This window comes from Blautia sp. SF-50, assembly GCF_900101315.1.
Classification (GTDB): Bacteria; Bacillota; Clostridia; order Lachnospirales; family Lachnospiraceae; genus Blautia_A; species Blautia_A fusiformis.
Map to the genome: position 1 here is coordinate 82,415 of NZ_FMUW01000012.1, position 13,347 is coordinate 95,761.

Below are 13,347 nucleotides of genomic sequence, written 5' to 3' on the forward strand. Positions count from 1 at the left end.
ATAGATTATAGTAAAAAACGGAAAGAAAACAGTAACTATGGTTTTCTTTCCGTTTTTTTTGCGTGTTAATTGTAAAAAATATACAAAAAATGTATTTTGAAATTATGAAATATATAAAAATATGAAAAAACATATTGACAAATTGTGTTTACAGGGCAATAATGTAATTACTTTGATAAAACATTTTATAAAACATAAAACAAAATAACATAAAAAAGGAGAAAACAATTATGTTACAGCAGGTAATGACAAATCCAGGAGAAATTATTTTCAGAGAGGTTCCGGTTCCGGAGGTAAAGGAAAATCAGGTGTTGGTAAAGATTATGAATATTGGGGTTTGTGGATCAGATATTCATGTTTATCATGGAAAACATCCGTTTACAAAATATCCGGTAACACAGGGACATGAGGTTTCCGGTGAGATTACAGAACTTGGAAAAAATGTCACAGAGTTTCATGTGGGACAGAAGGTGACGATAGAGCCTCAGGTATATTGTGGACATTGCTATCCATGTCGTCATGGAAAGTATAATCTCTGTGAGGAATTAAAAGTAATGGGATTTCAGACGACAGGAACAGCATCTGAGTATTTTGCAGTGGATGCATCTAAAGTAACACCTATTCCGGAAGATATGTCCTATGAAGAAGGAGCTATGATCGAACCTCTTGCTGTGGCAGTTCATGGTGTAAAACAGATGGGCGATGTGGCTGGCATGAATATTGCAGTCCTTGGAGCAGGACCGATTGGAAATCTCGTGGCACAGGCGGCAAAAGGAATGGGGGCAGCGAAAGTGATGATCACAGATATCAGTGATCTTAGACTGGCAAAGGCAAAAGAATGTGGAATTGATGTGTGTGTGAATACTCAAAATAAAGACTTCGGTGAGGCAATGATCGAAGCATTTGGACCGGATAAGGCGGATGTGATCTACGACTGTGCCGGAAACAATATCACAATGGGACAGGCAATTAAATATGCAAGAAAAGGAAGCACGATCGTACTGGTGGCTGTTTTTGCAGGAATGGCAGAAGTAGATCTTGCAGTGGCAAATGACCACGAACTTGACATTAAGAGCACGATGATGTACCGCCATGATGATTACATAGATGGAATCAGACTGGTAAATGAGGGCAAAGTTCATTTGAAACCGCTCATCTCAAAGACATTTGCTTTTAAAGATTATCTGAAGGCATACCAGTATATTGATGATAACCGTGAGACAACGATGAAAGTAATTATCAACGTCAGTGAAAAGTAAGGAGTTCGTATGGAAAATAAATATGGAATTGTCGGAGTTGCCCATGTCGGGCTTCCGACAAACGATTTACAGAAAACAGTTGAGTTTTATAAGAGTCTTGGATTTGAAGTAATTATGCAGTCTTATAATGAAAAAGCAGGAGAAAAAGTGGCATTTTTACAGATAAAAAATTACTGTATAGAGACTTTTGAAAATGGGCAGGCGGCAATGTCAGACGGTGCATACCAACATGTTGCACTTGATGTGGAAGACATTGAAAGTATGTATCAGAAAATCTGCAATGAAAAATACACAATTATTACAGACGGAATCGAAGAACTGCCATTTTGGGAAAATGGTGTGAAGTTTTTTATGATCAAGGGACCAAATGAGGAAAGAATAGAGTTCTGTCAGAAACTCTGATAAAAATAGGAGGGACATATGGGAAGCGAAAACAAAAATGGAAAAGTACCGCTGATCAGTAAGATTGCATATGGGTTTGGTGATGTCGGATGTAATTTCAGCTGGATGTTCGTCAGTAATTTTCTGATGATATTTTATACAGACGTGTTCGGAATCAGTATGGCGGCTGTGTCAGCACTTATGCTTTTTTCAAGATTTTGGGATGCGATCAATGATCCAATCGTCGGGGGACTTACGGATAAAACAAAATCGAGATGGGGACGGTACCGTCCATGGCTGTTAGTAGCGGCACCAATTACAGCGATTCTTCTTGTTATGACATTCTGGGCAAGACCCGACTGGCCGCAGAATGGAAAGATCATTTATATGGTAATTACATATTGTCTGCTGGTTTTGGGGTATACCTGTGTGAATATTCCATATGGAACCTTGTGTGGTGCTATGACACAGGATATTGATGAACGTGCAAAAATAAATACATCCCGTTCGGTTGCAGCGATGATTGCAATTGGTGTGTTAAATATTATCACAGTTCCGCTGCTCAGCAAATTCGGCAGTCACAGTGCAAAGACAGGATATCTGACGGTGGCGGTCATATATGGATGTATTTTTACAGCCTGTCATTTCTTCTGCTTTGCGAAGACGAAAGAGGCAGTGATTACTCCGGAAAAAGAAAAAATTTCTGTAAAGATACAGTTGAAAGCAGTCATGCAGAACAGACCATATCTTCTTGCATTGGCAGGACAGATATTATTTGGATTTACATTATATGGTAGAAATGCAGATATTCTGTATTATTTTACATATGTGGAAGGGAATGCCTCCTACTACACAACTTATTCGATGTGCATCATTATTCCTTCTATCATCGGGGCAGCCTGTTTTCAACCATTATTCCGCAAGTTGAATAACAAAGGAAGAACAGCATCTCTCTTTGCTTTATTTACAGGAATTTCCATGTTGTCTATGTTTTTCTTCAATGCCAAAGAATCACCAGCTATTTTTTATGCATTATCTGGTCTCACACAGTTTTTCTTCTCTGGATTTAATACCGCAATCTATGCAATTATTCCAGACTGTGTGGAATATGGGGAGTGGAAAACCGGACTTAGAAATGACGGTTTTCAGTATGCATTTATTTCACTTGGAAATAAAATCGGAATGGCAGTTGGAACAGCACTTTTAGCAGGATTACTTGGAAAATATGGTTATATTGCAAATCAGACACAAAATGCAATTGTACTTTCAATTATGAAACATGCATTTACGACGATTCCGGGTGTACTGTGGATTGTGACTGCGGTTGTATTATTTTTCTACCGGTTAAATAAAAAACGTTATAACGAGATTGTAGAGGAACTAAAAAATGGAAGAAAAAGTTGATATCGTGGCATTGGGAGAGTTGCTTCCTATGATCCAAATTATCGCTCGTCTCTTTGGAAGAGCAAAGAGTATGCAGTGAAAAAAATGAGATCTGTCATAGAATTGGTAGATGTCATGAAGGTATCGGATGAAGAGAGTACTCTGTTGACAGAGGCGAAAAGTTATGAGCAGGCTGCAGATCAACTCCTTGCCATGGGACCAAAGCTGGTTGCCATTACATTGGGAGAACAGGGAGTTCTTATGGCAACAAAAAGCAGAAAAGAAATCATCAAAGCATTTCAGACACATGCGGTCGACACGACTGGGGCAGGTGATTCATTCTGGGGAGGCGTATTATGCAGTATCCTTTCTATAAATAAGAATGTTGAAAAAATGGAATGGGAAGAAATCAAAAAGTGTGCTGTTTTGGGAAATGCAGTTGCTGGATTGTGTGTGCAAAAGAGAGGCGGAATCCCTGCGATTCCAACGAAAGAGGCAGCGCTTGAATTTATGCAGAAATAATGAATGTATATGAACAAACTCGGGGCTGTAAAAATCACGATTTATTAATCGTTAAAGCATCAGCCCCGTGTTTTTCTGTCGGAGTATTATTCAGCTTTTATCTCTCCATCATACTGATAGACTCAATTCCGACACTTCCGCCGCGGACAACTTCGATATGCTTGAACTCTTCTTTGATAAGCTTGATGACCGCGTCATTTTTGGTTGCGGTCTGGACGAATTCCAGAAGGAGGCTGTCTTTTCCATAGTCGATGACACGTGCCTTGAAAGTCTCAGCAATCTGGAAAAGTTCTACTTTATCTTCCGGGGAGCAGCCCTTTACCTTGATGTAAAGGATCTCCTTCATTCGAACGAACACATCTGTAAAATCAATAACCTTGATCACCTCGATCATACGGTTCAGCTGTTTTTTGATCTGCTCAAAGGTTTCATCATCGCTGACTGTGGCGATGGTCATTCTGGAAACTGTTGGGTCCTCCGTGGTTCCAACTGTAAGACTGTCCAGGTTATAGGACTTTCCGGAGAAAAGACCGGAAATCTTGGAAAGAACACCGACCTGGTTTTCAACATAGAGAGAGATCCATCTTTTTTTCATTCCTTTATCCATCATTCATTCCTCCTAACAATCCATGATCAGATCAGCCAGGGTGCCGCCCGGCTTGACCATCGGGTAAACCATTTCCTCCGGATCAATGATAAATTCGATGATCGTAGGAGTTTTTGTATTCTTCTTAGCCGCTTCGAAAGCAGCCGCAATCTGATCCTTCTCAGTTACGCGGATACCCTTTGCCCCATAGCTCTCTGCGAGACGGATGAAATCCGGTGTGTATTCCGGATATTCCTGACCGTCTGTGCGGCGGGAGAGTGCACCGGCCTTCAGATTTGTCATGGCGTAACGTTTTCCGTAGAAAAGCTTCTGCCACTGGCGGACCATTCCGAGATATTCATTATTAAAGATACAGCAGATGATCGGAAGTTCCTCCAGAACTGCGGTAGCCAGCTCCTGAATGTTCATCTGCATGCCGCCGTCACCGGAAACGGAGATGACCGGTGTATCCGGATTACCGATCTTGGCACCGATGGCACCTGGAAGGCCGTAACCCATGGTTCCAAGTCCGCCGGACATGATCAGCTGACGGTTCTCGGTGATGTCCGCATACTGGCTCACCAGCATCTGATGCTGACCTACATCGGTAACAAGAATGGCCTTGTCAAACTGGCGGTTGATCTCGCCGATGATATCCAGCGGTCCCATAATACCACGGTCTTTCATGGTAAGAGGATGCTCTTCCTTCCATTCCTGGATCTGCTTCAGCCATTTGCCGGTATTACAGTCCTGTACATATTCATTCATTTTTGTTATTGCCTCTTTTGCATCGGCAACGATGGGGATGTCTACATGGATATTTCTGGAAATGGAAGCGGTGTCAATATCGATGTGGACGATCTGTGCATGTGGGGCAAATTCATGGAGCTTGCCTGTGATACGGTCGTTAAAACGGGTTCCGATGGAAAACAGAAGATCGCATTCATTTACTGCCATATTTGCGGCATAAGCGCCGTGCATACCAAGATTTCCGATAAACAGAGGGTTCTTTGTGGAAATGGCGCCACGTCCCATAACGGTTGTGACAACCGGGATCTGAGTTTTCTCAACAACCTGGGTAAAAATCTCCTGCGCGCGGGAAATGATCACACCGCCGCCAGCAAGAAACAGAGGTTTTTTGGCCTTCTGCAGCATTTTGAGGGCACGCTTCAGCTGTCCGATATGCACGCTGGTGTTAGGCTTGTAGCCGCGGATATTGACAGTCTTCGGATACTCAGCACTTCCCAGCTCGGCCATTACATCCTTTGGAAGGTCGATGAGAACCGGGCCTGGGCGTCCGGTGCGTGCGATATAGAAAGCTTCCTTGATGATACGTCCAAGATCCTCACGGTTGCGGACGGTAACACCGTATTTTGTGATGCTTCTGGTGATCCCGACAATATCAACCTCCTGGAACGCATCGTTTCCGATGAGGTGACGGGCAACCTGTCCGGTAAAGCATACAAGCGGAACACTGTCATAGTTGGCAGTTGCAAGACCTGTAACAAGGTTGGTAGCTCCGGGACCGCTGGTAACGAGACATACGCCAACTTTTCCGGTAGTTCTGGCATAGGCATCTGCTTCGTGTACAAGGGCCTGCTCGTGACGTGGCAGGATGATGTCAATGCCGCTCTGTTTATATAATTCATCGCTGATATCGATGGTGCAGGCACCAGGATAGCCGAACAGAACATCAACGCCTTCTTCTTTTAAGGCTTTTACAAGCAATTTGTTTCCGGAAATCTGTTTCATGAATTGGTTCCCTCCTTTGATGATGTGAAAAGTTAAGCAGATAAGGGCTGCCGCGAGAAATTTTTCCAATAAAAAAGTCCCGGCATATCGGATAAAATATGCTCAGGACGGATGATTCCGCGGTACCACCTGTTTTCAGAGGTAAAACTCTGCTCTCTGCCAGTACAAAATTATACTGCCTCCCTGTAACGTGGGAATGACGATGAAGCCTACTGCATGAAGATCCATGGTTCAGTCCACTGCTCGAGGGCTACTTCCACAGTTCAGTCACGAAGATTCTCACCGGCCATCTTCTCTCTGTGCATCCGGAGACTGTGTACTACTCCCTGTCATTGCATTTAGTAAATATGGATAAAAATTTTCTATCATTATAATATAAAATATCGGAACTGTCAATCAAAAATCCTGATGGCTCAACGGGTGAGCCGGGGATTACGATAACAGTTCCGATATGGATGATATTAAGTATTAAATATTTTTTCGGTACATCAGCTGTTTCTTGTTACGGAGCTGGAGCCTGCTTACTCAGGATTCGGTATTATCCAGTGTTTCAGGATCTTTTTCCGGAAGGTAGACATGCACTTTCTCGATACGGTTTTTATCCAGCTTTTCTACGATCAGACGGATTCCGTCCTCTGTGATCACTTCGTCACCGGCAACAGGCAGACGATCCAGATGTTCGATGATAAATCCACCCAGGGAATCATAATCCTCGGAATCCAGTTCCGTATCCAGATGATCATTTACGTCATCCAGATGCATGGAACCTTCGATGATATATTCCCGGTCGGAAATCTTCTGGACAAGCTCGTCCTCCTTCTCATCGTATTCGTCATGGATCTCACCCACGATCTCCTCCAGGATATCTTCCAGTGTGATCAGTCCGGCCATATCACCGTATTCATCCAGTACAATGGCAATGTTGAAGGTGGAGTCCTTCATTTCCACAAGAAGATCGGAAATGCTTTTTGTTTCGTAAGTGAAATGCGGCTTTCGGAGGAAATGATCGATAACAAATTCCTCATTTTTGTCGTAAAGAAGAAGATCCTTCATGTTGATGATTCCCACAATGTTGTTCTGGCTGTCCTTATAAACCGGCAGACGCGTGAACTTATCCTCGCGGAAAATATCGATCAGCTCATCATAGGTGGATTCCACATCCGCAAAGGTAACATGTACTCTTGGAACCATGATATCCTTGGCTGTGGCATCTCCAAGATCAAACACATTGTAGATCATTTCTTTTTCGTCGGATTCAATGACACCGTCCTCATGGCTGACGTCCACGATAGTACGAAGCTCCTCCTCGGTCATGGCCTTGCTGGCTGCATCCGGATCCACACGCATCAGGCGCATCACACCTCTTGAAAAGAGATTGATGATAAAGATCACCGGTGTCATGATAGTCATAAGAAATTTAAAGACCGGGATATAGCGGAGGGTGATCTTTTCAGAGTTAATGGTTGCGTAGTTCTTGGGGGTGATCTCACCGAAGATCAGGATCAGAACCGTCAGGATCACCGTCACGATGCTGACCATATAGCCGCCAAAGCTGTATGCAAGTGTGGTTGCAAGGGAAGAAGCCGAAATGTTCACAATGTTGTTTCCGATGAGAATCGCACTGAGAAGCTTGGGCGTCTGGTTCTCCAGGATATCGAGAGCCATGGCTGCACGCTTGTTTCCTTCGTCTGCAAGAGAGCGGAGACGGATCTTGTTTACCGACATCAGCGCGGTTTCGTTAGATGAGAAAAAGGCTGACAATGCCAGCAGAATAAGTAATATGATTATCTGGTAAGTGTCGCTGGGGTCCACTTTCAATATTCACTCCTTTAAAAATAAGATTATTTGGTTAAAAATATACAGATACTCCCACATTATATACGTTTTACTGGATTTTGGCAAGAGCCGGACCGGTACAGCGCATATAGATATTTGGAGATGATTATTTTGGAGGATATTTCTCTGATACAGAGATCCGGGATATCCCTTCAAAATATATCGGCTCTGTCATTGATCTGGAGGCTCTTACAAAAATATCCAGGCAGCTGGATGTCTCTATGGGAGATATGATGGGAATGATGTATGGATTTTCCGTGATCATTTTCCTGGTGGTGATCTATCTGCTTTCCAAGGTCATCATCGAAAAAAATGCCCAGTCGATTTCCATGACCAAGATCCTGGGCTATACAAATGGTGAGATCAGCCGTTTGTATATACTTTCCACATCACTTGTGGTGGTGTTCTGCCTGCTGTTAAGCCTTACGGTTGAACGGCAGATCATGGAAGTGCTGTTCCGCGAGATGATGCTTTCCAGTATTTCGGGATGGATTACCATGTGGGTGGATCCCATGATCTATGTGAAAATGACAGCGATCGGAATCGCAGCCTATGCAGTGGTAGCAGTGCTGGAATTCCGGAGGATCCGTCATGTGCCCATGGATGAAGCACTGAAAAATGTGGAATAATATGTGACATCTGTATATATATCCGGAAATTTTACAGAATATGCAACAGGATCAGGAGTATGTGTGGTTTAACTGAATGCGGATGCTTTTATCCGCTTGAACAGTTGTCTGTGAATAACCACATATACTCCTTAAATATTCATAAATTTCCCGGAATACTGGAAATATTACTACAAACTTGTTATAATAATCCCATACTTCCCGTTGGAGGGAATAATTCAAACAGGAAATCAGGTGAGGAACATGGCAGGCAGAAAGAAGGATCCGCTGTATAAAAGCTTCGGATATGCGTTTCAGGGGATTTTTACCTGCATCCGCAAGGAAAGAAATATGAAGATCCACTGTATGGTGGCAGCGCTTGTGGTGATCGCAGGACTGATCCTTGGGATTTCCGTGACAGAGTGGTGCATCTGCCTGGGGCTGTTCGGAATGGTGATGGCGCTTGAGCTGGTGAATACGGCAGTGGAAGCTGTTGTGGATCTGGTCACAGAGGAACGTCACCCATTGGCAAAGATCGCCAAGGACACAGCGGCCGGAGCAGTACTGATCGCAGCGATCATGGCAGCGATCGTCGGACTGATCATTTTTGTTCCCAAGGGACTTGCTTTTCTGGGAATATGACAGGAACAGAAAACTTTTGTTTCAGGATAGGGTCTGGTGTCGGACTGTGGTGTGATGGTCCGGCAGCTGCCGGTTTCAGGAAAGGAGAAAATATTATGGAATTAGGTGAAGGACTGAAGAAAATTTTACTGGTGGGTATTGGTACAGCAGCAGTGACAGCAGAGAAATCCAAAGAAATCCTGGATGAACTGGTAAAAAAGGGTGAGCTTACGGTTGAACAGGGTAAGGTTCTTAATCAGGAGCTGAAGCATAACATCAAATCAACGGTTAAGACAGCTGCTGATTCTGTAAAGGAATCTGCAGCCAGAAAGAATGATCAGGAAGAACTGAAGGCAACGATTTCCAGGCTGACACCGGAGCAGCTGGCTGCTGTGAAGGCGCAGATCGAGCGCATGCAGGCCGAGGCTGCTGAGGAGAAAGCCGAGACAGCAGAAGAACCGGCAGAGGAAGCTGTACAGGAAGCTTCTGGGGAAACAGAAAATGCAGAAGATACCGGGAGCGAAGAACAGGCAGCAGAGTAACCGACTGCGGATCGCAAATATCCGCTTGACTAAACGACAACGCAGACGAAGCAGTAAATGGAGAAGTTTATGGGCAGAGAAGAAAAGGAGAAAAAAGAGAAAGGCGGATATGGAGAGCGGCTGAGAGAGATTACAGCCGTTTTGAAAAAGCATGCCATTACCCGTGGTGTTTCTCCTGAGAAGCTCCGGCTCATACTGGAAGATCTGGGCCCAACTTATATTAAGTTGGGTCAGATCATGTCTCTTCGTTCCGATATTCTGCCGAAACGCTACTGTGACGAGCTGATGAAGCTCTGCTCAGAGGTACCGCCGATGCCTTTTTCCCAGGTGATCGAGGTACTGGAAGAGTCCATGGGATGTCCGTGGCAGGAGGAATTTCAGCATATTGAGCAGAAACCTCTGGGAGCGGCATCGATTGCCCAGGTACATCGTGCCACGCTGAAGACGGGCGAAGAGGTTGTGATCAAGGTTCAGCGAAAAGGAATCTATGAGACCATGGCCAGGGATATCGGCCTGATGCATAAAGCAGTGCGTCTGATGCCGCCGGTGAGTATTAAGGGCATGGTGGATCTGAACATGGTTTTAAGTGAACTGTGGACTGTGACTCAGGAGGAGATGAATTTCCTGACGGAAGCTGCAAATATGGCGGAATTTGCAAAAAAGAACAAAGATGTGGCTTTCGTTAAAGTACCGATTCTCTACCGTGAGTATATTTCGCCGCATATTCTTGTGATGGAATATATTGACGGTTTTGCTGTCAATGACAAGGCTGCGCTTCTGGCCAATGGTTATGATCTTAATGAGGTCGGAACGAAATATGTGGATAATTTCATCAAACAGGTGATGGAGGATGGCTTTTTCCATGCGGATCCACATCCGGGAAACGTGCGGATCCAGGATGGAAAGATCGTCTGGATCGATATGGGAATGATGGGGCGGCTTACAGAGCACGATCGTCAGCTGATTGCAGAAGCCATTGAAGGGGTTGCCATGAACAACATCGGTAAAATCCAGGATGCAGTTTTGGCTCTTGGGGAGTTTAAAGGCAAACCGGATTCCAGCAAGCTTTATGAGGATATCCGCGGACTTATGGAGAAATACGGTACTGCGGATATGGGGAACATTGATGTGGCTGAAGTGATGGTGGACCTGATGGAGGTCATGAAAGAAAATAAGATCATGATGCCTCACGGACTGACTATGCTTGCAAGGGGGCTGACTCATGTGGAGGGGGTTCTGGCTGAGATATGTCCGGACATCAATATGACACAGATTGCCGCAGCAAGGCTCAAGGAGCAGTTGTTCAGCAACGGGAACTGGAAGCGTGAGATAAAAAAAGAAGGAAAAAATCTTGCCTGGTCCCTGAAACGTGCAGTGGATATTCCTTCTCTGGCAGCAGATTTTCTTCAGGGCTGTATGAAAGGGCAGACAAAGATCAATCTGGATCTTCATGCCTCGGATGATCTGGCGTGGCTTTTGCGGCGGCTGGTGCGGAATATTGTGATGGGGCTGTGGGTGATGGCACTTCTGATCAGTTCCAGCATTATCTGTACTACGGATATGAAACCAAAGCTGTGGGGGATTCCGGCGTTGGGCGCCTTTGGTTATGTGTTTGCTTTTATTATTGTTTTGTATGTGTTTATCAAGCATTTCTTTTCCGGAAAATAAAAGACGGAGATCATTTGCAGAGTCTGCGGGATGGTTTCCGTCTTTTTTTGCTGTTATGGAATTGTTTCGGTCTGCTGTTATAACTGCGATTAGGAGCTATCATCTTCCGACCGGCTGGTAAAGGACGGAGTGCGGGTGTCTGGTCAGGTGTAGATGGTTCCGCTGTAGGCTTTGCGGAATTCCTTTGGGGTGTAGCCGGTTCCCTGGCGGAAGTAGTTGCAGAAGGAGGGAGCGTCCCGGAAGCCGCAGGAGAGAGCTGCTTCTGTGATGGTGCAGGAGGAGGAGCAGAGAAGCTGGGTTGCCATCTGGAGGCGGTGTTTCAGGAGATATTGTTTTGGGGAGGTGTTTTCATGTTCCATGAAGATTCGGTAAAGATAGGAACGGTCGATTCCTACGTAGTGTGCCACGTCTGAGATCTGGATGGGGTAGGCATAGTTGTTTCTGATGTATTCGGTGGCTTTCTGAAAGTACAGGTTTGAGATGTCGGTCCTGCTTTCGGAGGGCTTTTTTTGCATGTCGGATAATATCAGGAGGAGGTTTCCTGTGGAGGCAAGGTCGTTTCCGTTGTTTTCGGAAAAGGTGTCAAGTAGGCTTTGCATGTGGGTGAGGAGGCTGTTTTGCCGGGAGGGTGTTTCCGGGGTGAAGATTGGGGTGTCGGAAAATACGGTTTGTTTCAGGATTTCTTTGCAGGCGGATCCGTCAAAGCCTGCCCAGGCGTAGCTCCAGGGGTCGGAGGTGTCGGCGCGGTAGTAGATGGAGTCCATGGGGCGGATGAGAAAGGCGTCGCCTGCTTTCAGATGATAGGTGTGGCCGCTGCACTGGTAGATGCCTTTGCCGTGGAAGATCACGTGGAGAAGGTAGTGTGGGCGCATGGCCGGGCCGAAGGAGTGGTTCGGGCCGCAGTCTTCCTGGCCGCAGAAGTAGACGGAGAGGGTGTGCTGTGGGTTGGGTTCTTTTTTCATTTGGTTGGGCCTCCTGTTTTTTGTTATGCAGAAAAAACTAAATGTAATTTTGGGTTATAAAATGGGGGTGGATGTTGTATGAGATGATTATACAATATTGGGGTGGGGAGGGCAATGGAAAAGGGGGAAAGGGGACGCCCGTGAGGCGTGTGCTGTCTGTCACCGGGGCTTCGTCGGGGGCTGGCTTCTAAGGCGCCGGAATTCTGCTAAAACCGCTTCAAAAATTCTCGAACTCGCGTCTGAAGCCGCTCAGACAGCGAGAATTTTTGAAGCAACGCAGATTTCCGCCGCCTAAGAAGCAGCTCCCCTCCTGCAGAGTCCGGTGACAGACAGCACACGCCTCACGGGCTGGCTTTTCAGGGCGGAAGGGATAGAGTGGCGATGGCGGGAGGGATTACAGGTAAGGAGGGAGCAGATAGCATCTGATTCCTCCTGTAAAAATTCTGGATTATCGGAGGGATTACAAGTAAGGAGAGAGCAGATAGGAAAATGAGTAGACGGAGTGGGAATTTGGTTCAGAGTGGGAAGTGAGGTGGTTTCCCGGGAGTTGGATGGGTCATCAGCGCTGCGCTGGATGACTGGGACGAAAGGCTGAGTTTCCCTGTGGCCTGCCGGGGAAGAATGGGTCGAGGCGCTTCGCTGTCGACTTGGAGGTGAGTTGTTGTGGTAATGTATTGGCGCTGGGGCGAGATGTGATATTGATATTGTAGAATACATCGGCATCCTCATCGGCATAGCGCAGCATTATCAATACCGTAGAATACATCGGCATCCTCATCGGCATAGCGCAGCATCATCAATACCGTAGAATACATCGCCGTGCCAATACACTAACACATTCCCACAGCGTACGACAATATAGCGTGCCCGGAAAGGGGGAGCGCGAGGGGGAAAAACGGGCCAATGCCATTTAGTTAGAACATAGTATTCCAAAAGATTGCAATGTATGGTAAAAAAGAATTATACATTGCAATCTTTTTTTATACAAAAGGAGGCTCGCTTATGAACTCTACTTTTGCTTCCAGTTATGAATTGCTCCTGTCTGCTATTTCTGAATTAGAACTTCAGAAGGATTCTTTTGTCCTTCACCCTGGCGTTGATTTTTCGAGAAAACGTAAGATTTCCTTTCGGGATACGATCCTCTCTCTTTTAACCATGCAGGGTGGCTCTCTTTCTACTACATCCCATGACTTTTTCCAGCACAGGTTTCCTGCTGATATCCCTTCT

Annotated in this window: 12 protein-coding genes, 2 pseudogenes and 1 other annotated feature; of the genes and pseudogenes, 9 read left to right on the plus strand and 5 right to left on the minus strand. The window is 45.3% G+C overall.

Annotated features, from left to right (window positions below):
• Nucleotides 1-230: 230 nt before the first annotated feature.
• The 4 genes from BLP57_RS09455 (at nucleotide 231) to BLP57_RS09470 (ending at nucleotide 3,545) form a co-directional block, all read left to right on the plus strand.
• Entirely contained in the window at nucleotides 231-1,259 is a 1,029-nt protein-coding gene (locus BLP57_RS09455; protein WP_044962122.1) for a zinc-dependent alcohol dehydrogenase, read from the plus strand.
• 9 nt (nucleotides 1,260-1,268) lie between these two features.
• Nucleotides 1,269-1,661, plus strand: coding sequence for a VOC family protein (locus BLP57_RS09460; protein WP_008369413.1), 393 nt, complete (start codon nucleotides 1,269-1,271; stop codon nucleotides 1,659-1,661).
• Between the two features lie 18 nt (nucleotides 1,662-1,679).
• Nucleotides 1,680-3,044 (plus strand): MFS transporter, encoded by a 1,365-nt coding sequence (locus tag BLP57_RS09465; RefSeq protein WP_059086762.1) that lies wholly within the window; start codon nucleotides 1,680-1,682, stop codon nucleotides 3,042-3,044.
• Between the two features lie 84 nt (nucleotides 3,045-3,128).
• Nucleotides 3,129-3,545 (plus strand): carbohydrate kinase family protein, encoded by a 417-nt coding sequence (locus tag BLP57_RS09470; protein ID WP_242872594.1) that lies wholly within the window; start codon nucleotides 3,129-3,131, stop codon nucleotides 3,543-3,545.
• Between the two features lie 97 nt (nucleotides 3,546-3,642).
• Here the strand turns inward: BLP57_RS09470 and ilvN are convergent, their stop codons facing one another.
• The 3 genes from ilvN to BLP57_RS09485 all read right to left on the minus strand — a co-directional run bounded on the left by ilvN (nucleotide 3,643) and on the right by BLP57_RS09485 (nucleotide 7,695).
• On the minus strand, nucleotides 3,643-4,152 hold the full coding sequence (ilvN, locus tag BLP57_RS09475; protein ID WP_015526065.1) for an acetolactate synthase small subunit: 510 nt from the start codon (nucleotides 4,150-4,152) through the stop codon (nucleotides 3,643-3,645).
• A gap of 12 nt (nucleotides 4,153-4,164) precedes the next feature.
• Nucleotides 4,165-5,883, minus strand: coding sequence for a biosynthetic-type acetolactate synthase large subunit (gene ilvB / locus BLP57_RS09480; RefSeq protein ID WP_092071219.1), 1,719 nt, complete (start codon nucleotides 5,881-5,883; stop codon nucleotides 4,165-4,167).
• A 100-nt stretch (nucleotides 5,884-5,983) separates the two neighbouring features.
• Nucleotides 5,984-6,225 (minus strand) — a binding site (T-box leader).
• Nucleotides 6,226-6,408: 183 nt separating this feature from the next.
• Complete coding sequence (locus BLP57_RS09485) at nucleotides 6,409-7,695, minus strand: HlyC/CorC family transporter (RefSeq protein WP_021652503.1); 1,287 nt, start codon at nucleotides 7,693-7,695, stop codon at nucleotides 6,409-6,411.
• Between the two features lie 122 nt (nucleotides 7,696-7,817).
• Between BLP57_RS09485 and BLP57_RS09490 the strand changes: the two are divergent.
• The 4 genes and pseudogenes from BLP57_RS09490 to BLP57_RS09505 form a co-directional block, all read left to right on the plus strand.
• Nucleotides 7,818-8,348: pseudogene (locus BLP57_RS09490) on the plus strand (FtsX-like permease family protein); the annotation flags it as partial.
• A gap of 243 nt (nucleotides 8,349-8,591) precedes the next feature.
• On the plus strand, nucleotides 8,592-8,969 hold the full coding sequence (locus BLP57_RS09495; RefSeq protein WP_021652500.1) for a diacylglycerol kinase family protein: 378 nt from the start codon (nucleotides 8,592-8,594) through the stop codon (nucleotides 8,967-8,969).
• A 95-nt stretch (nucleotides 8,970-9,064) separates the two neighbouring features.
• Nucleotides 9,065-9,490 (plus strand): hypothetical protein, encoded by a 426-nt coding sequence (locus BLP57_RS09500; RefSeq protein ID WP_330389411.1) that lies wholly within the window; start codon nucleotides 9,065-9,067, stop codon nucleotides 9,488-9,490.
• A gap of 69 nt (nucleotides 9,491-9,559) precedes the next feature.
• Nucleotides 9,560-11,158, plus strand: a complete 1,599-nt coding sequence (locus BLP57_RS09505; RefSeq protein WP_092071225.1) for an ABC1 kinase family protein — start codon at nucleotides 9,560-9,562, stop codon at nucleotides 11,156-11,158.
• Nucleotides 11,159-11,301: 143 nt separating this feature from the next.
• On the opposite strand, the gene BLP57_RS09510 is transcribed toward BLP57_RS09505, so the two are convergent.
• Nucleotides 11,302-12,120: an AraC family transcriptional regulator gene (locus BLP57_RS09510; RefSeq protein WP_092071228.1), complete on the minus strand. Its 819-nt coding sequence runs from the start codon at nucleotides 12,118-12,120 to the stop codon at nucleotides 11,302-11,304.
• Between the two features lie 559 nt (nucleotides 12,121-12,679).
• Nucleotides 12,680-12,886 (minus strand): hypothetical protein, encoded by a 207-nt coding sequence (locus tag BLP57_RS17640; protein ID WP_139148836.1) that lies wholly within the window; start codon nucleotides 12,884-12,886, stop codon nucleotides 12,680-12,682.
• Nucleotides 12,887-13,122: 236 nt separating this feature from the next.
• On the opposite strand from BLP57_RS17640, the pseudogene BLP57_RS09520 reads away from it, so the two are divergent.
• Nucleotides 13,123-13,347 (plus strand): annotated as a pseudogene (locus BLP57_RS09520) (hypothetical protein); the annotation flags it as partial.

Excerpts from the sequence above, each read along its gene's own strand:
- BLP57_RS17640 (WP_139148836.1), bottom strand. The coding sequence starts at position 12,886 with ATGTATTCTACGGTATTGATAATGCTGCGCTATGCCGATGAGGATGCC.
- BLP57_RS09460 (WP_008369413.1), top strand. The coding sequence starts at position 1,269 with ATGGAAAATAAATATGGAATTGTCGGAGTTGCCCATGTCGGGCTTCCG.
- BLP57_RS09505 (WP_092071225.1), top strand. The coding sequence starts at position 9,560 with ATGGGCAGAGAAGAAAAGGAGAAAAAAGAGAAAGGCGGATATGGAGAG.
- BLP57_RS09510 (WP_092071228.1), bottom strand. The coding sequence starts at position 12,120 with ATGAAAAAAGAACCCAACCCACAGCACACCCTCTCCGTCTACTTCTGC.
- BLP57_RS09465 (WP_059086762.1), top strand. The coding sequence starts at position 1,680 with ATGGGAAGCGAAAACAAAAATGGAAAAGTACCGCTGATCAGTAAGATT.
- ilvB (WP_092071219.1), bottom strand. The coding sequence starts at position 5,883 with ATGAAACAGATTTCCGGAAACAAATTGCTTGTAAAAGCCTTAAAAGAA.
- BLP57_RS09495 (WP_021652500.1), top strand. The coding sequence starts at position 8,592 with ATGGCAGGCAGAAAGAAGGATCCGCTGTATAAAAGCTTCGGATATGCG.
- BLP57_RS09455 (WP_044962122.1), top strand. The coding sequence starts at position 231 with ATGTTACAGCAGGTAATGACAAATCCAGGAGAAATTATTTTCAGAGAG.
- ilvN (WP_015526065.1), bottom strand. The coding sequence starts at position 4,152 with ATGGATAAAGGAATGAAAAAAAGATGGATCTCTCTCTATGTTGAAAAC.
- BLP57_RS09470 (WP_242872594.1), top strand. The coding sequence starts at position 3,129 with ATGAGATCTGTCATAGAATTGGTAGATGTCATGAAGGTATCGGATGAA.
- BLP57_RS09500 (WP_330389411.1), top strand. The coding sequence starts at position 9,065 with ATGGAATTAGGTGAAGGACTGAAGAAAATTTTACTGGTGGGTATTGGT.